20 protein-coding genes and 1 other annotated feature are annotated in these 16,887 nt (G+C 40.2%); of the genes, 1 reads left to right on the forward strand and 19 read right to left on the reverse strand.

Annotated features, from left to right (window positions below; genetic code table 11):
• Positions 1–30 precede the first annotated feature (30 nt).
• The 3 genes from TT13_RS11020 to TT13_RS00075 are packed head-to-tail and all read right to left on the reverse strand — an operon-like array spanning position 31 to position 4,011.
• Positions 31–1,182 carry a restriction endonuclease subunit S gene (locus tag TT13_RS11020; protein ID WP_027698077.1) on the reverse strand — a complete coding sequence of 384 codons (1,152 nt, stop codon included), beginning with the start codon at positions 1,180–1,182 and terminating at the stop codon, positions 31–33.
• Positions 1,183–3,780, reverse strand: a complete 2,598-nt coding sequence (locus tag TT13_RS00070; RefSeq protein ID WP_027698078.1) for a type I restriction-modification system subunit M — start codon at positions 3,778–3,780, stop codon at positions 1,183–1,185.
• Between the two features lie 3 nt (positions 3,781–3,783).
• On the reverse strand, positions 3,784–4,011 hold the full coding sequence (locus TT13_RS00075; RefSeq protein ID WP_027698079.1) for a helix-turn-helix domain-containing protein: 228 nt from the start codon (positions 4,009–4,011) through the stop codon (positions 3,784–3,786).
• A 218-nt stretch (positions 4,012–4,229) separates the two neighbouring features.
• On the opposite strand from TT13_RS00075, the gene TT13_RS00080 reads away from it, so the two are divergent.
• Positions 4,230–4,778, forward strand: a complete 549-nt coding sequence (locus TT13_RS00080; protein WP_278279331.1) for a restriction endonuclease subunit S — start codon at positions 4,230–4,232, stop codon at positions 4,776–4,778.
• A gap of 157 nt (positions 4,779–4,935) precedes the next feature.
• Here the strand turns inward: TT13_RS00080 and rpsI are convergent, their stop codons facing one another.
• The 16 genes from rpsI to rpmG form a co-directional block, all read right to left on the reverse strand.
• Positions 4,936–5,328, reverse strand: a complete 393-nt coding sequence (gene rpsI, locus TT13_RS00085) for a 30S ribosomal protein S9 (RefSeq protein WP_027698080.1) — start codon at positions 5,326–5,328, stop codon at positions 4,936–4,938.
• A 23-nt stretch (positions 5,329–5,351) separates the two neighbouring features.
• A complete protein-coding gene (gene rplM, locus TT13_RS00090; RefSeq protein ID WP_027698081.1) occupies positions 5,352–5,795 on the reverse strand; it encodes a 50S ribosomal protein L13 in 444 nt (147 codons plus the stop codon).
• Positions 5,796–5,997: 202 nt separating this feature from the next.
• Positions 5,998–6,747 carry a tRNA pseudouridine(38-40) synthase TruA gene (gene truA / locus TT13_RS00095; protein ID WP_027698082.1) on the reverse strand — a complete coding sequence of 250 codons (750 nt, stop codon included), beginning with the start codon at positions 6,745–6,747 and terminating at the stop codon, positions 5,998–6,000.
• A gap of 31 nt (positions 6,748–6,778) precedes the next feature.
• Positions 6,779–7,585, reverse strand: coding sequence for an energy-coupling factor transporter transmembrane component T family protein (locus TT13_RS00100; RefSeq protein ID WP_027698083.1), 807 nt, complete (start codon positions 7,583–7,585; stop codon positions 6,779–6,781).
• Entirely contained in the window at positions 7,575–8,441 is an 867-nt protein-coding gene (locus tag TT13_RS00105; protein ID WP_027698084.1) for an energy-coupling factor transporter ATPase, read from the reverse strand. Before TT13_RS00105 ends, TT13_RS00100 begins: the two co-directional genes overlap by 11 nt.
• Entirely contained in the window at positions 8,417–9,259 is an 843-nt protein-coding gene (locus TT13_RS00110; RefSeq protein WP_027698085.1) for an energy-coupling factor ABC transporter ATP-binding protein, read from the reverse strand. Before TT13_RS00110 ends, TT13_RS00105 begins: the two co-directional genes overlap by 25 nt.
• Before the next feature lie 239 nt (positions 9,260–9,498).
• A complete protein-coding gene (locus TT13_RS00115) occupies positions 9,499–10,143 on the reverse strand; it encodes a COG4705 family protein (protein ID WP_242868498.1) in 645 nt (214 codons plus the stop codon).
• A 145-nt stretch (positions 10,144–10,288) separates the two neighbouring features.
• On the reverse strand, positions 10,289–11,962 hold the full coding sequence (locus TT13_RS00120; RefSeq protein ID WP_027698086.1) for an NAD(P)/FAD-dependent oxidoreductase: 1,674 nt from the start codon (positions 11,960–11,962) through the stop codon (positions 10,289–10,291).
• A 101-nt stretch (positions 11,963–12,063) separates the two neighbouring features.
• Positions 12,064–12,975, reverse strand: a complete 912-nt coding sequence (locus tag TT13_RS00125; RefSeq protein ID WP_052348493.1) for a serine hydrolase — start codon at positions 12,973–12,975, stop codon at positions 12,064–12,066.
• Between the two features lie 200 nt (positions 12,976–13,175).
• Positions 13,176–13,538: a 50S ribosomal protein L7/L12 gene (rplL, locus tag TT13_RS00130; RefSeq protein ID WP_027698088.1), complete on the reverse strand. Its 363-nt coding sequence runs from the start codon at positions 13,536–13,538 to the stop codon at positions 13,176–13,178.
• An 85-nt stretch (positions 13,539–13,623) separates the two neighbouring features.
• Entirely contained in the window at positions 13,624–14,118 is a 495-nt protein-coding gene (gene rplJ, locus TT13_RS00135; protein ID WP_027698089.1) for a 50S ribosomal protein L10, read from the reverse strand.
• 28 nt (positions 14,119–14,146) lie between these two features.
• Positions 14,147–14,274, reverse strand: a sequence feature (ribosomal protein L10 leader region).
• 67 nt (positions 14,275–14,341) lie between these two features.
• The gene (rplA, locus tag TT13_RS00140) at positions 14,342–15,034 is read right to left on the reverse strand and encodes a 50S ribosomal protein L1 (RefSeq protein WP_027698090.1); all 693 of its coding nucleotides are present in this window, start codon (positions 15,032–15,034) and stop codon (positions 14,342–14,344) included.
• A gap of 144 nt (positions 15,035–15,178) precedes the next feature.
• The gene (gene rplK / locus TT13_RS00145; protein ID WP_027698091.1) at positions 15,179–15,604 is read right to left on the reverse strand and encodes a 50S ribosomal protein L11; all 426 of its coding nucleotides are present in this window, start codon (positions 15,602–15,604) and stop codon (positions 15,179–15,181) included.
• Positions 15,605–15,849: 245 nt separating this feature from the next.
• The gene (nusG, locus tag TT13_RS00150) at positions 15,850–16,401 is read right to left on the reverse strand and encodes a transcription termination/antitermination protein NusG (RefSeq protein WP_027698092.1); all 552 of its coding nucleotides are present in this window, start codon (positions 16,399–16,401) and stop codon (positions 15,850–15,852) included.
• Positions 16,402–16,504: 103 nt separating this feature from the next.
• Positions 16,505–16,678 (reverse strand): preprotein translocase subunit SecE, encoded by a 174-nt coding sequence (gene secE, locus TT13_RS00155; protein ID WP_027698093.1) that lies wholly within the window; start codon positions 16,676–16,678, stop codon positions 16,505–16,507.
• Positions 16,679–16,703: 25 nt separating this feature from the next.
• Positions 16,704–16,853: a 50S ribosomal protein L33 gene (rpmG, locus tag TT13_RS11025; RefSeq protein WP_082816146.1), complete on the reverse strand. Its 150-nt coding sequence runs from the start codon at positions 16,851–16,853 to the stop codon at positions 16,704–16,706.
• Positions 16,854–16,887: the final 34 nt, after the last annotated feature.

Below are 16,887 nucleotides of genomic sequence, written 5' to 3' on the forward strand. Positions count from 1 at the left end.
TTGTTTTATCTCCTTTCACTTATATTAAATTTAGATAAATATTTCATTTAAGTAGGCTTGTTTCAAATTTTGAAGCTTTTCTAATTTTTGTTGATGAAGAGTGATGAGGGTATCTAGGTTACTAAAAAACGCACTAATCTTTCTCTGCTCTTCAACCTTTGGAGCTACTAAACTGAAATCAGTTAGCATTGGTAATCTCAAAGAATTTACCGTTGCCTTGACTGTAAATTTCATAGCATGCTGTTTGAAATTCTTTTGCATATAATACAAAACATATTTCCCATCTGTATCCGAATCAGCAAAATTGCTGATTTTATATACTCTTTGGTGAAAATCAAACTTCCCATTGATGTAATGATAAATTTCTCCAAGCCTTCCTTCACCTGGAATCAAAATTGCTTCGCCATCAAAAATATAACGGCTACTTCTTTCAATATTTTCTGATCGGACAAAGAATGGATATTCGCCATCTTCAACGGCATCTTGCAAATCACTTGACCCAGTTTTAATTTGAGTCAAATCCCCGAGTTTATACTGTTCCCAGGTATCTGTAAATCCAGTAAATCGACGTTTAGGTACACGTTCGCCTTCAGCAGGAAACATTTCAGAAAAGTATGCTTGTTTAAGTGCTTTTATCTTGTCTAACTTACGCTGATGAAGGGTGATGAGATGGTCGAGGTTATTGAAAAATAAACCTATCTTTTTTTGCTCTTCATCACTCGGAATCAAAATAGAAGCCTCTTTAATTTCGTTTGAATTGATACTTTCAAACGTTGAACCTGTGCTAAGCTTCGTCCAATAACCCGTTTTTTTCATCTTTCCAAGTAATTGAAATAAAAATTCGTTACCTTTAATTGCTGCAACACCTCGTCCTAAAACAACATCATAATCAGTTTTACCAATATCACCAACTGGAGCACGCACACTTAAAATCAAGTCATACTTTTTAGCTATTTTCGTTACTTGGGTAGTCCAAATTCTTGGAAAAACTTGTCCATTTTTCATATCTGCATTACCTTGCACAAGAATGTAATCATCAGGATTATTAGTATAATTTTCAGAGTTTGGAGACTGTCCCATTGTAATATCTGCTACATCTCCTAACTTCCGCTGTTCCCAAGCGTCCGCATTTTCAAATTCTTTAAATCGCCTTTTAGGTATTTTTGAATTATGAATAGTCATTTACATCACTTCCAATTCACTAAGCACTTTTTCAAATTCTTTTTCAACCCGACTCGTTTCTGCATCAATCTCTGCTAAAGTCGTTGAATAACGTTCATTTAGCATTTCTAGAGTGTCTAATTCCACTTTTAATGGAACTTCAGCTAGCGCTACTATTTTAGTTACTGTATTACCAAACCACTTTTCAAAAATTAAATTATCAATTTCTTCATTAGTCAAGTTTAAAATACGTTCGTATACTATCTCATTCAAGGCCTTTGTTTCATTTTTAATAGCTTTATTCTTTGCAGTCTTTTCTACAATGAGTTTATCAACATTCTTCAACAAATTATATTCTGGACTGTCTTTAATCACTAATTTCAGCTCCGTATTTACTTTCTTTTTTTCAAATGAGCTCTGAGCTTCGCCTTCATCGTTTTTTTTCAAAGTTTCGTAAAGGGCATTATATTCATCACTATCTTCTACTTTCGTAGCTTCAATCAATTCTGCTAACTCATTATTTATCTCAGCTATACGACTTTTTTTGTTTTCAATAGCTTCAAGCTCATCCGAATATAAACGTTTAGCAAGTAATTCATTTGGTACAATTGTACCAATCCAACCGTCCTGAACTTCTTCTTTATCCTTGCCTTTTCCCTTTTTTACCATATTTTTCTCACGAGATCTACCAGTCTCATAAAAACCTGTCATCGCAATCAATTCAGAATCATGAGTAAGTGTATCTTGCCAAACTTCTGCGATAACCTGATAACCTGCATATATGTCAATATTGTCAAACGTCGAAAGCAACTGTTTAATATCAATTAACATTTTATCTTTTAGATCTGTAAGATTTGTATTTTTATCGATTGAATGCAATATTCTCCAGTATTTTTGAACATATGCTGCTGTTTCAGCCTTAAGTGTTTCTGATTTTGATTGAACTCGACTATCGTTTAAAACAACATTTCTAATATCTGAAACCGACTCGTTAAGCTCAACATAATTAGTTCTAATTTCTGTAAAGTATGATGAAAAAACATCTCCAACAATTGTATTTAAATTTTTTAAATCTGCAATATTTTTCCTTGGAATCCCTCCTAAGAGATGAGCATCCACATCTTGAGAAATTTCATCATCAATCGCTACCACATATCGAGGTATGTTTAAATTGTATTCATTAGCAATAATTTCTTCTTGCGTTGATAAATGGCTGTATCCATCAATTTCTTGTTTTTCAACATATGTATCAACAATTTTTGCAATATCCTTTTCCTGTAACACATTTTGTTTTCCAATTTTAACGAAATTGCGAGAAGCATCAATAATCTGTATTGGATCAGTCAAAGCACGATTTTTCTTCAAAATCATAACGCATACAGGAATTCCGGTATTTGTAAATAAATTACTTGGCAAACCGATAACAGCATCAATCTGATTCTTCTCTATCAATCGCTTACGAATCTCGCCTTCCGATCCACCACGGAAAAGAACACCATGCGGTAAGACAATCGCCATTGTTCCTTGTTGACCTAGATGAAATAAGCCATGAAGCAAAAATGCAAAATCTCCCTTCGCATCTGGAGGTAGTATCCCCGCAATTTCAAATCGTGGATCAGTCACTTTTAACCCAGATTTGTTCCAGTTTTTTAGAGAGTACGGTGGGTTCATAACCACTGCATCAAATTGGATACCTTCACTTGAACGTTTTGGATCTTCGGGCCAGTCCTGCGATAATGTATCCCCATTATTAATGGTCATTTTTTCGGGACGCACCCCATGCAGGAGTAAGTTCATTCGAGTTAGATTATAGGTTGCTGTATTTTTTTCTTGCCCATAATAATTTAAATCTCTCTGCGCAGAAAGATTTAAATATTTTTTTACAGTAAGTAATAATGAACCCGAACCTACTGTTGGATCATAAATCGTCTTGATACTTTGCGTTCTGGCAACAATTTGCGCCATAACTTCGCTAACTTGTCGTGGTGTATAGAATTCTCCTGCCTTTTTACCAGATTCCATTGCAAACTGGCCAATCAGATACTCATATGCATCACCTAATACATCTCCCTTTTGCAAAGCAACCATATCTAAATCTTCAAATAACTGAATCAATGCTTTAATATTCTTACTACGCTCATTTAACCCACTTCCAAGAGCTGTATCTGTTAAATCCATAGTCGAATTTGAAAAAATTCCTTTAAAATCATCATTTAAATTATTATTTGGATTATTATTTTGATCATCATTTGATGCTATAGTACGTTCAAAATCATTCAAACTATCAATAACTTTCTGCACTTCAAAATCACCTGCATTAATATCTTTAATCCACGTTTGATAAAGATATTCCGGTAGGACAAAGTACCCAAGGACGCCTTGAATCATCTTATCTAGTTCAACACCATACTCTTCATGTGCTTTCGTATATTCCTCTAGCAAATTATCATCTTTTGATAGTCCAGCTGTTGATGCAAAAGTTTCAAGTGTTTTATCACTCAAAAACTTATAGAACATCAACCCCAACATATAATCCTTATATCGACTAGCATCCATTGATCCACGAAGCTCTGTTGCTCCATCCCACAATCGCGCTTTAATCTCTTCAGAAGTTATCATGTTTTAATCTCCCATCTTTTCTTTATTTATTGAGATTACATCTCCAATATCAACACCTAGCTCTACACAAATCTTCACTAAACTTTCTATCGCAATTGGTTCATCTCGCCCCATTTTTGCAATAACGTTACTGCTTACTTTTGCAGCCTCTTTCAACTGAGTTTTATTCATATCTTTATCAATAAGTAATTTCCAAAGTTTTTTATATGTAATTGATGTTGTTTCTGCCACTTTTAATCACCTTTTTAATCTCGTTGTTCTGATAAAAACTTTATTTACTATATCACATTATATCAAGATTTCTACTAACTATCGTGTTAATTTTATGAGATTCACTGTTAGAATATATGATTTACCTAATAAATAGTAGTTTTTAATTTTAATAATAAATTCTCTATTATACTACTGTCATTTATTAATGTAGTACACTATTAATCCAGTCTAGTTGTATTAAAGCTAACGCTTGGGAACAGCGGAAGCTCAACGAACTTGGTGACTTTAAAAATGGAATGAACTTCGGAAAAGAAGCAATGGATAAAGGATTTCCGTTCGTAAACCTTCAAGATATTTTCGGTAAGACCGTCCTAGACTGTAGCGATGATTTTGGGTTAGCTGAAAGTACAGAAAAACAAAGGCTGGATTATAATCTATTAGCAGGTGATATTCTTTTCATTCGTTCGTCTGTTAAACCATCAGGTGTTGGTGAAACAGCCCTAGTACCAATGAATTTAATCAATACCACTTATTCAGGTTTTATAATACGAATGCGATTTAATGTTAGTTTTGATAATGATTTTAAGCGATTTGCTCTAACATCAAAAGATATACGTAATCAAATCATGGCACGTGCAACTAGCAGTGCTAATACAAATATCAACCAAGATTCACTCGCACTAATAAGGCTTTCGTATCCAAGTATTCAGGAACAACAGAAAATTGGAAATTTCTTTGCCAAACTCGACCATCTCATCACCCTTCATCAGCGTAAGTCAAAGTGAAAATAAAAAGCTAACAAAGTAGCAATTTGTTAGCTTTTAACTATAGATTTTTATCTAAAAAAATTTTAATATGGACGATTCATGATTAACTTCCACTCCAAAACAAAAACCCCCGTCAAAAGACGAGGGTTTAAGCCATTGCCAAAACGATAAAATATTAACGCTTTGAGAATTGTGAAGCTTTACGGGCTTTCTTAAGACCTGGCTTCTTACGCTCTTTCATACGAGCGTCACGGGTCAACAATCCAGCAGCCTTCAAGGCTGCACGGAAGTCAGGATCCACTGCCAACAAGGCACGTGAAATTCCATGACGGATTGCACCGGCTTGTCCTGAGAAACCACCACCATTTACGTTAACCAATACATCATAGTTTCCTAGAGTTTCAGTTACGTTGAATGGTTGGATCATTACCTCACGCAAATTTGCGAAAGGAACGTATTGTTCTTGGTCACGACCGTTGATTGTGATCGTTCCGTTACCAGGTACCAAACGTACACGAGCAACAGAGTTCTTACGACGACCAGTTCCATAGTATTGTACTGTAGCCATTATTACTTTCTCCTTTCGCTAGTTTAGATGAGCTTGTTGATATCCAACATCTCAGGCATTTGTGCAGCGTGGTTATGCTCTGAACCAGCATAAACATGCAACTTCAAGCCTTGTTGGTGACCAAGAGTACCCTTTGGCAACATTCCATGAACTGATAGCTCAATCAAACGTTGTGGGTTCTTCTCACGCAAATCACCAGCTTGACGCTCCTTCAAACCACCTGGGTGATTTGAGTGGTGGTAGTAGATCTTGTCAGTTGCCTTTTTTCCAGTCAAAGCGACCTTCTCGGCGTTGATAACGATTACGTTATCACCAGTATCTACGTTAGGTGTGAAAGTAGGCTTGTTCTTTCCACGTAAGATTGATGCTACGACAGTTGATAGACGTCCTAATGCTACATCAGTAGCATCAATGACATACCACTTGCGATCGATCTCGCCTGGCTTTGCCATATAAGTTGTACGCATGGCGTATTCCTCCAATAATTCTGTTTGTTTACTTTACCAATAATTAAAAAGTCGTACCAGGACATTCCCATTGCGGTTGGTAAACAATACCGTTCTCTATATTACTAGCTTGAGTCCCAATCGTCAATGTGTAATCCCTAGTTCATTAACTATTTTTCTGGCTTTGGTCTAATCAATTGACTTTATTAAACCTACATATTAATCAATAATCAACTGATTTCAAATACAGCCCACTGGCTGGTGCTGTAAACCGAGCTTCTTGGCGGTCACGAACAGTGAACAAACGTTGAATATCATCAACTGGTCGAACCCCGTTACCAATTTCTAGCAAAACGCCCACCATAATCCGGACTTGATTGTATAAGAAGCCACTACCAGAAAATTCAAACCAAATTTCCTCATCCTCTGGGTGTGCTTCGATTTTAGCACTATAAACCGTCCGAATTGTTGTTTTAGCTTGGAAACCGGATGCCGCAAAGCTTATCCAGTCATGTTCACCAACATAGTCGCCAATTGCGGCCTCCATTTTGGCAAAATCCAACTTACGATGCCAGTGACCAGTGTACTTGTATTTAAAGGGGTCTTTAAACTCGGCCGTTGAGAAACGATACCAATAGGTTTTATCATGCGCACTATACTGTGCATGAAAATCATCAGCAACTTGCTCCGCAGCGGTCACCGTTATATCAAAGGGCAATTTAGAGCATAAACCCTTCCGCAAGCCCTCGGCTGGGACATCGAAAGGAAAATCAAAATGTGCGACCTGCGCTAAGGCATGTACACCGGTATCAGTTCGGCCTGACCCCTGCACGCGAATCCAGTTTTTGGGGCTACGTGCCATCATATTAACGACCCGCTCTATTTCACCCTGGACCGTCCGCTTTTCTGGCTGAATTTGCCAACCAAAAAATTCTGAACCATCATACTTAATTAAAATCTTATAACGGGGCATAACCGTCCTTCACTTTCTTATTGAATATGCCTTACCAACCTAGGAATCGAACCAAGAGCAAAAGGATAACGAAGGCCAAAAAACCAATTACCGCCAGGTTATCACGGCCTTGCCAAGTTAGAACTCGATACTTTGTTCGACTAATATTACCACGATACCCACGGGCTTCCATGGCATCCCCCAGCTCAATCGCCCGCTTGATTGCGTTAACAAAAAGTGGAATTAATAGCGGTACATAGGCCTTGACCCGTTTAACGATATTACCTTCGTTAAATTCAACCCCACGTGCACGCTGGGCATTCATAATCGTTTGGGCTTCATCCATCAAAGTCGGCACAAAACGTAAAGCAATCGACACCATTAAAGCAATGTCGTCGACGGGTACTTTGAGTTTCTTCAAAGGTTGCATTACCGCTTCTAAAGCATCAGCGACCTCTAGCGGTGGTGTCGTTAATGTTAACACCGTGGAGAAAAATATAATTAAAGTAAAGCGCACAAAAATTGCTAGTCCATTCACCACACCATCAGAAGTAACTGCTAGTACACCCCAATGTAACCAAACATGCCCGGTTCTAATAAATAGAATCTGCAAGGCAATCGTAAATAGCATTAACCATAAAAGCGGCTGTAAGCCTCTAGCAAAAACGCGAATACTAATCCCCGTCAAGCGCACGACCAGTAGTGCAAAAGCAGTTGCAATCACGTAGCCCAATAATGAATGGGCCATAAAAACAGCAAATACAAAGAGCACACTCAAGATTAGCTTAGCCCGTGCATCTAATCGGTGAACCCAAGAGTCCCCCGGCATATAACGTCCAATCAACATATTAGTGAACATTTGCATGACCTCCTAAGCGCTCAGCCAATTGGTCAGCAAGTTGCTCCATATCTAAAACATTCGTCAACTCAATGCCTTTGGCTGCTAATTGGTCAGCAAATTGCCGGGCTAGAGGCACATCCAATTGCCGAGCCTTTAGCCAAGCTTCATCTGCAAAAATTTCGCTAGGACTACCCTCTTGAATCACGGTGCCCTTTTCAAAAACAATCACATGGTCAGCATATTTAGCCACATCTTCCATTTGATGGGTAATTAACACCACCGCCATTGCCCGTTCACGTTGTAATTTAGCAAAAAGCTCCATCAATTCCGTTTGCCCAGCTGGATCTAAGCCCGCAGTTGGCTCATCTAGAATCAATAAGTCCGGTTCCATTGCTAAGACACCCGCAATTGCTACCCGGCGCATCTGCCCTCCTGATAAGTCAAAGGGGCTGCGCTCGTCATAGCTTGCCGCCATCCCTACCAAACGTAAGGCTTGGACCGCCGCTTGGTGGGCCTCATCTTCTGACTTGCCAAAATTTTTAGGGCCAAACATTACATCCCGAATAACACTTTGCTCAAAGAGCTGCGCTTCCGGAAATTGAAAAACCAAGCCAACATGCGCCCGCACGGCATTTAACTCACGTAACTTAGTTGCAGGCTCAATTGTAACAGTGCCAAGCTCAATTTTCCCTGCGGTTGGAATTAGCAAACCGTCAAGGTGCTGAACCATTGTCGACTTACCCGAACCTGTGTGCCCAATGACAGCCGTAAAGGCCTTCTCTGGAATCGTAAAATTAACCGCATGCAAGCCTGGTGTCGCAAAAGGTGTCCCTAATTGGTAGGTAAAGCCTACTTCTTTGAAATTGATTGCCATAGCCAAGCTACCATTCCTTCCATGGTCAAATATTCAGCCGGAACTGCAACTCCACGCACTGCCAGTTGAGCTTTTAATTCTTCAGCAAAGGGCACTGCTAAACCAAATCGCTTCAAGCTAGCTGCATCACCAAAGATTTGCGCCGGTTCCCCGCTTGCAATTAGTTCACCATCGTTAATCACAATAATCCGGTCCGCACTCGCCGCTTCCTCAATATCATGGGTAATTGAGATGACCGTTAAATCATCCCCCATGTGGGCTTTAAGCTTGCGGACAATTGCTACCATCTCACGCCGGCCTTGTGGGTCAAGCATCGCAGTTGCCTCATCAAGAATTAACACCTTTGGGCGAATTGCCAAGACTGAAGCAATCGCAACCCGCTGCTTCTGGCCACCTGATAGATGGGCCGGTTCACGGTCTGCAAACTCACTCATTTTCACAAGGTCCAAGACCTCAGCAACCCGTTTGAGCATCGTTGCCCGCTCAATACCCCGATTTTCCATACCAAAGGCAACATCGTCAGCAACGGTTGCCCCTACAAACTGATTATCGGGATTTTGGAAAACCATTCCCACGAGGTCACGAATCGTCCACATGTTTTCTGGTAACACCGGAACTCCCGCAATTGTAATCTCACCACTATCGGCAGCCAATAAGTAGTTGAGTAACTTAGCAAAAGTTGATTTACCGGAACCATTATGACCAATCAAGGCAACCCACTCACCTTGGTTAATCGAAAGATTTATATTATTTAATGCCGGTTTAGGATTATTTGGATATGTATATGACACATCTTGCAAAGTAATCAATTCAACCATGAAAGCACCCTCCTTTTAAAGTCAAATGTTATTTTACCAAAGTTTCACTTCAATAAGATAGTCTATCCTTTAAACATCATCTTTATAATTATACCCGCTCATAAGTAATGCAACAAAAAAACAGTTACTAGTGCCTGCCTAATAACTGTCTCTCCTAAAATTGGGTTGCTTTATTGTGGTTGCCTTTTGATAAATAAGCTAAGTAGTGGCGCCAATAGAACTAGCCAGATTAAACTCATCTAGCCGACGCCTAGTTGACCAGCATGCCAAGTATAAGCAAAATAGTTTGCAAAACTGGCGCCAATTGGTCGTGTGAGAATATAAGCTAACCAGAAAGTTAAAACTTCTGCCTGAGGCAAACGTAGGCGTAGGCCAAGAATAATTACGAACAGACCACTTAATAATACACCTGACCATAAAGTACCTAGTTTTAGAATATGCGCCATAAAGTCGCCTACGGCTGTACCTAATACAAAGGAACAAAATACAGTTATCCAGTAAAAAAGCTCTTTTGAACGACTCGTAATTTCATGAATTGATAAACTATGCTCTTTTTTAAACCATAAATAAAAGGCCAGCACCATTAAGCCACCATAAAGCACTAATTCTAACCGATATGATAGTCCCAGCCCATGACTTGCATCAGCTACAAAAGTACCAAAAACGGCTAAACCAACTAGGGTTAACCAATAATTGATGGGGCGATAGCGTTTTTGTCTTAATTGCAAAAAAAGAAACAAATCAAATAAGCTCAAACCAATTATCAAGTCTACCAACGGCCCCCAAGTATGATCAAAAAAGTCCGACCAAGATTCACCTAAGCCAGTTGTAATCAACTTAGCTAGCCAAAATGTTACTGTAATTTCTGGAACTTTATTCAACACATTCGACTGTCCTTGCATTGCACCTTATACTTAAACTCTCAATTTAATAAAAAAACACCTCTGATAGACAAAATTAATTTAATCCATAGCGGTGTCACCTTTATTTAATTAAATCAGCAAGAGCTTAAAAGTAGCTCAGTCATGGCTACATATCTAAATCATTATATTTAGATCGGTGCTCGCCATAACGGCGCTTGCCCCAACGCTTTTCTAAGTAAGGAATCACCCAGAAATCTAGGCCAACTGAGCGACCAGCCCCATTCATTAAAGCCAAGGAAGCCAATGGCATTAGCAGTGAAGATGCGGCCATTCCATGGCCCACTAAGACCATTATCATGCCTAAGACAAAGCCAAAGAAGCCAGCTAAGGTCGTAAAGAGGCCCAAGAATAACAACCAACCAGTTAAGGCCGCTAACAAGCCAAAGATACTACCGCCCCAAAGCGACGCAGTTAGAATCCAGATAATCCCCATTAGCATTCTTAAAGGCAGCGACCAGAGAACATTTCCTCGACGTGATGTCCAACCAAAGAATGGCGTTCTACCATCAGCTGTCCGGAAAATTTCGTCTAATAGATAGTGGTACATCTTGTAGCCAGAGGTTAAACGCGCATAAAAATAGAGATTGTTAGCGTGCTTAATCATATTACCGGTAAAACCTGAGACTGCTAGGCCTTTTTTAAAGGGAATCCCCAAGAAGCGTTGCACTTTTCCTAACGCATAATGCGAACCAAGTGAAATCACATATCCTGGATAGGTTCCTGTAAAATTTTTAACCTGTCCTCGTTCAAGTAAATCATAAACAATGTTTGGCACAGCTGTATCAGCGGCTGCTACGCCCATTTCAATATTCTGTGGAATCCAACCAGAAGCAGCATCATCTGCCACAATTGTTTTGGGGTCACGATAAGCGACCGCATCACCAACGACGTAAATCGCATCCTCCCCCTCTGCTTGCATGCGTTCATTGACCAAAAAACGCCCTTGTGGACCAGTCTTTAGACCCCAATGTTCGCCTCTTTGATTAACATGCGTTCCACCCGCCCAAATAACGGTCGCAGTCTTAACTTCGTAGCCACTCTCTAAGACAATGCCCTGCTCCTTAACTTCAGCAATTTTCGCTTCTTTAAATAAAAAGACTCCATGGCGGCGTAAATAACTCTCGCCACGCTCAACTAAATTTTCATCAGCTAACATTGATAGAATCGCTGGATTTTGCTCATAGAGATGGATGCTGATTTCGCTTTCCTTGATATTATTGGTTTGAGCCAAGACTCGTCTTTGCTCAAGCATATCACCTACCAGCTGAACCCCAGTAAAGCCACCACCAATCACCACCAAGCGAAGCTTACGTTCACGTTCATCATCATCTAAAGCCATCGCACCCTCTTGTACGACACGCTTAATATGCTGTCTCAAATCAACCGCATCTTCAAAAGAGCGCAGTGACTTAGCATACTCACTCACACCTTTAACGCCATGGTCATCAATACTACTGCCGATTGCGATAACTAGCTTTTCGTATTCAATTGCCCCGATTGAGGTAATTACCTGCTTAGCCGCTTTGTCCAATGTTTCAACTGAGGCTGTCACAATTTTAACGTTATCCGTATCATGGAATAACATTCCTAAATCGACCTGCACATGGCTCGCCGGTACTCGGCTGGTTGCAACCTCATGTAGCTGCGCCATATAAGTGAAAAAAGAGTGATTATCAATTAAAACAATTTGATAATCCGTCCGCCGAAAACGATTTGCTAATTTTTTAGCGGTAATAACCCCAGCGTAACCAGCGCCTACCACTACAATGTTCTTTGTCATGCTTGATTTCTCCCGTCCGATGGCTTCTTCACACCGTAACCTGTCATCTGTAATTCTAGCCTATCTAAGCTAACTTGTATATAAATTCACCTAGCTCTAGTCTAATCATGATGTTCTGTTAAGTATTTATAAGTTGCCGCCCCGAGGTGATCAATTTCTGAAATCCCCGCATCTTCACTGTCACTGCCGTAGGTGTAGACCGCAATGGTATAGTCCGTCTCACCATCTTTCACATGCCCAATTGAATTAACAATCCATTGACCATCATCGCCATATTGTAGCCACCCATTTTTTAACTCATAACTGGCATTTCCTGACAAGCCGCTTGAAATCCCCCAATTTTGACTATCATTCACATTGCCCATTAATTTTTTAATATAATTTCGCGATGTACTTGGTAAAACATCACCATTATAAAAAATTTCATTCAATAGTTTAACTTGATCAGCTGCTGTAGTCTGTGTCAAACCCCAGGCATCATCATGTGTATGTGTATCATTCATGCCCATTGTTGACCAAAAATCGTCTAAGGAACTTAAACCTTCTTCATCAACCAAATCACTAGTTGAATCATTGTCACTGTTCTCAATCATATTAGTTGCTAGTGCATCTTGGTCATCAGTTAACTGTTCATTGTTATTATTTTCTTGGTATAGCAGATTAGCTAAGACGGATACCTTGACGGTAGAAGCCATATAATAATTATCTTCCTTGCCAACATGATAGGTAAACAAGCCATTTGTACGATGATCATAGACCGCAATTGAAACATCCGGCGCTGCATCTTGCTTCTTTAAAGTTTGTTGCCAGACCTTGTCTAAATTACTTGTTTCAACGTTAGCACCAATCACATCCAATTTACTCAAGGTATCATTTTTCACAACCTGATTTACTGAATGGAGAGTGACCACCGCAAATATAATTGCCAACATGACCAAGCCAAAAACAATTGAGGTGCGCCAACGACGACGCTGCTTCCTCTTCTTTTTATTATTCCGCAGCCTTGATTCCATCTACTCGCCCACCAATCCAGTTTTAATTTGATAAAACAATATATTATAAGATGACACTCGTATATTTAGGGAAGCTTAACTTCCTTATTTTAAACAAAATTAAATACAAAAATAATATGTATAAAAAGAGGGCTCACAGATGTGAACCCTCTTTTTAAAAATATCACTCGTAAGCAACATTTTTTTATTAAATAACTGAATTACTTTACAGTTACAGAAGCACCAGCAGCTTCCAACTTTTCCTTCAATTCGTTAGCTTCGTCTTCTGAAAGACCTTCCTTAACGATTGATGGTGCGTTGTCAACTAGGTCCTTAGCTTCCTTCAAGCCCAAACCAGTTGCTTCGCGAACTGCCTTGATAGCTTGAACCTTAGCTGAACCAGCTGAAGTCAACTCAACGTCAAATTCAGTCTTAGCAGCTTCGGCACCAGCAGCACCAGCAGCGGCTACAGGAGCAGCAGCTGAAACACCAAATTCTTCTTCGATAGCTGAAACCAAGTCAGCCAAGTCCATGATCGTTGCTTCCTTCAATGAAGCGATGATTGAATCCTTATCAAAAGCCATGATAATTAATCTCCTCTATGATATTTGCCCGCAGGCGTTTTTTAGTAGTATGGGAACATTCCCGGATATCGCTTAAGCTACTCGCTTAGGCTTCCTTTGCATCTGATACAGCCTTAACTGCATAGGCAAAGTTGCGGACAGGTGCTTGCAATGTTGATAGCAACATTGACAACAAACCATCCTTGTCTGGCAAAGTTGCATAACGGTTGATTTCATCAATCGTAGCAATTTCACCATCGACAACGCCACCCTTGATTTCCAAGGCTTCAACGGCGTCAGCGTGCTTCTTCAAGATACGTGAAGGGGCAATTGGATCCTCTAATGAGAATGCAACGGCTGAAGGTCCAACGAACAAATCGTTCAAATCGGCAACATCAGCAGCTTCCGCAGCGCGTGTCAAGATTTTGTTCTTGATAACCTTTAGCTCAACGCCTTCGGCACGCAAATCAGCACGCAAACTTGTAGCTTCCTCAACAGTCAAACCACGCAAGTCAACGACGATTGATGATGCTGAGTCCTTAAACTTAGCAGCAACTTCTTCAACTTTTTGTGCCTTCACAGCAATAGATGCTTCACTCATGGTAATGTTCCTCCTGTTTAGATTTTTGATTCAAACCTAAAGACCCCCAGTACATAACTGCACCGGGGATCAAAAGCCACTTTTCAGTGTTTGAACTTCCTCGGCGGGGTATTAAGGCAAAGCCACCTGCGTCTTAGGTAGAATCGAGATATTACTCAACAACTCTACCAACTAAAAGAGAAAGTGTCAAGTTCATTTAAAATATAAGTCTCTGATTTCGAGATTACAATGAAGTAACGTCGATGTTCAAAGCAGGACCAAATGTTGAAGCAATTGAAACGTGCTGTACATAAGTTCCCTTAACGGCTGCTGGGCGAGCCTTCAAAACGATGTCAGACAAAGCCTTGATGTTTCCAGCCAACTTGTCAGCATCAAATGAAACCTTACCAACTGGTACAGCAACATTTCCGTCACGGTCTGTACGGTAAGTAACCTTACCTGACTTAGCGTCATTAACAGCCTTAGCAACGTCCATAGTAACAGTTCCAGTCTTAGGGTTTGGCATCAATCCCTTAGGTCCCAATGTACGACCGATACGACCAACTTGTGCCATCATATCTGGTGTAGCAATGGCAACATCAAAATCAAGCCATCCGTCAGCAATCCGTGAAACCAAATCAGCAGCACCAACAACGTCAGCACCAGCTTCTTCAGCTTCCTTAGCCTTATCACCTTGAGCGAAGACCACAACAGTTTGATCCTTACCAGTTCCGTTAGGCAAAACAACGGCCCCACGTAATTGTTGATCAGCTTGACGTGTGTCAACATTCAAGTTAAATGCGATTTCAACAGTTGCATCAAACTTAGCAAAGTCGATGTCTTTTACTAATTGTGCAGCTTCGGCAACAGTGTACAACTTGTCACTGTCAACCTTTTCAGCAGCTGCCAAATACTTTTTACCATACTTCTTAGCCATGGTAGCTATTCCTCCTTGCAAATGCGGTCAAACGGTCTCCGACCTCCCGCTTGATCATGCTTAGTTTCCTACGCGATCCGTGCTTACACAGTTCTAGGCGTGTCTTTTGTTAAAAAGTTAAGCCAATCTGGCCCAAGCTTTTAATTAACCTTCAACAACAAATCCCATTGAACGTGCAGTACCTTCGATCATGCGAACAGCTGCATCTACATCAGCTGCGTTTAGATCTTGCATCTTAGTCTCAGCGATTTCGCGAACTTGCGCAGCAGAAACCGTTGCTACCTTCTTGGTGTTAGGTTCTCCAGAACCCTTCTCCACACCAGCAGCCTTCTTCAAAAGAACAGCTGCAGGTGGTGTCTTTGTAACGAAGTCGAATGAACGATCTTCATAAACAGTGATTACAACTGGAATCAACAAACCACCTTGATCAGCAGTCCGTGCGTTAAATTCCTTTGCGAATCCCATGATGTTAACACCAGCTTGTCCCAAGGCAGGACCAACTGGAGGTGCAGGAGTAGCCTTACCGGCTGGAATCTGCAACTTAACAATACTTGAAACCTTCTTAGCCACGATTGTTTCCTCCTTCGTGCTTGTGGTACTTAATGGCGAGTTTCGATTTCCGCCTCCCACATACGTGTGTCGCCACACATACCTGAATATAATACTAAATCACTAGCCTTATTGCAAGTGTTTTGGGGGGATTAAAAAAATAAGTACGCTAAACCAGCTTGATTTAACGTACTTACTTCATCTATTACCTAACCAAGTCAAAAAAGCGGTGACTCTTTTTAATCTACTATATGAAATCAAGCTAATTAAACAATTGGCTCAACGTCATTAAAGGAAATTTCAGTTGGTGTCTCACGACCCATGAAGTCAACCAAAACTGTAACTTCTTGCTTATCGTTATCAATGGCTGTGATCTGGCCTTGGAAACCATCAAATGAACCGGCGATTACCTTAACGGTCTCACCAATCTCTGCATCAAGTTCAACAACCTTACGCTCTACCATACCCATTCGGTGCAACAAAGCTTCAGCCTCTTCAGGCAAAAGTGGCGTTGGCTTTGAGCCTCCTCCGTGTGAACCCACGAAACCAGTTACGCCAGGCGTATTACGTACAACATACCAAGCTTCATCGGTCATTGTCATCTCGACTAATGCGTATCCTGGATAATCGTTTTCTTTAACAACCTTCATCTCACCATTCTGCTCAACAGTTACTTCTTGCTCTGGTACGATTACGCGGTAAATGAAATCTTTCATTCCCATTGTCTCAATACGTGACTCAAGATTTGCCTTAACCTTATTTTCATAACCAGCGTATGTATGTAATACATACCACTGTTTGTCAATTGACTCAACCATGTTTTCCTCCAGAAAATAAATCCTAAATTGTTCAAACTAAAAAACCACCTCAAAAAGAGGGGGCTTTTCAAAATCGTCTTTATAACGATATTATAAGCTATTTTTAGTGTGTCGACAAGAAAGTAATTCCCTGCTGGAAAACCCAGTCAGCCAAGCCAAATGTAATGGCGAAAAAAGCTGAGGTCAACAAAACAATCCAAGTATAACGAACATTTTCGCTAAATGTTGGCCAGGTCACCTTTCTCATTTCTTCAAATACACTTGCAATAAATCGCATCACTATTCTCCCCTACTGAGCATGCCTACATCGTTTCTTTATGTAACGTGTGCTGACCACAGAACTTACAAAACTTTTTTACTTCTAATCGTTCAACACGAGTAGGCTTTTTAGCAACCATGTAATTTCTTGAACCGCAAACGCTGCATGCTAACGCAACCTTTTTAACTGCCATTAGACATACCGCTCTTTCTTTTTCTTAAAAATCT

This window comes from Weissella oryzae SG25 (assembly GCF_000691805.2).
Taxonomy (GTDB): Bacteria; Bacillota; Bacilli; order Lactobacillales; family Lactobacillaceae; genus Weissella; species Weissella oryzae.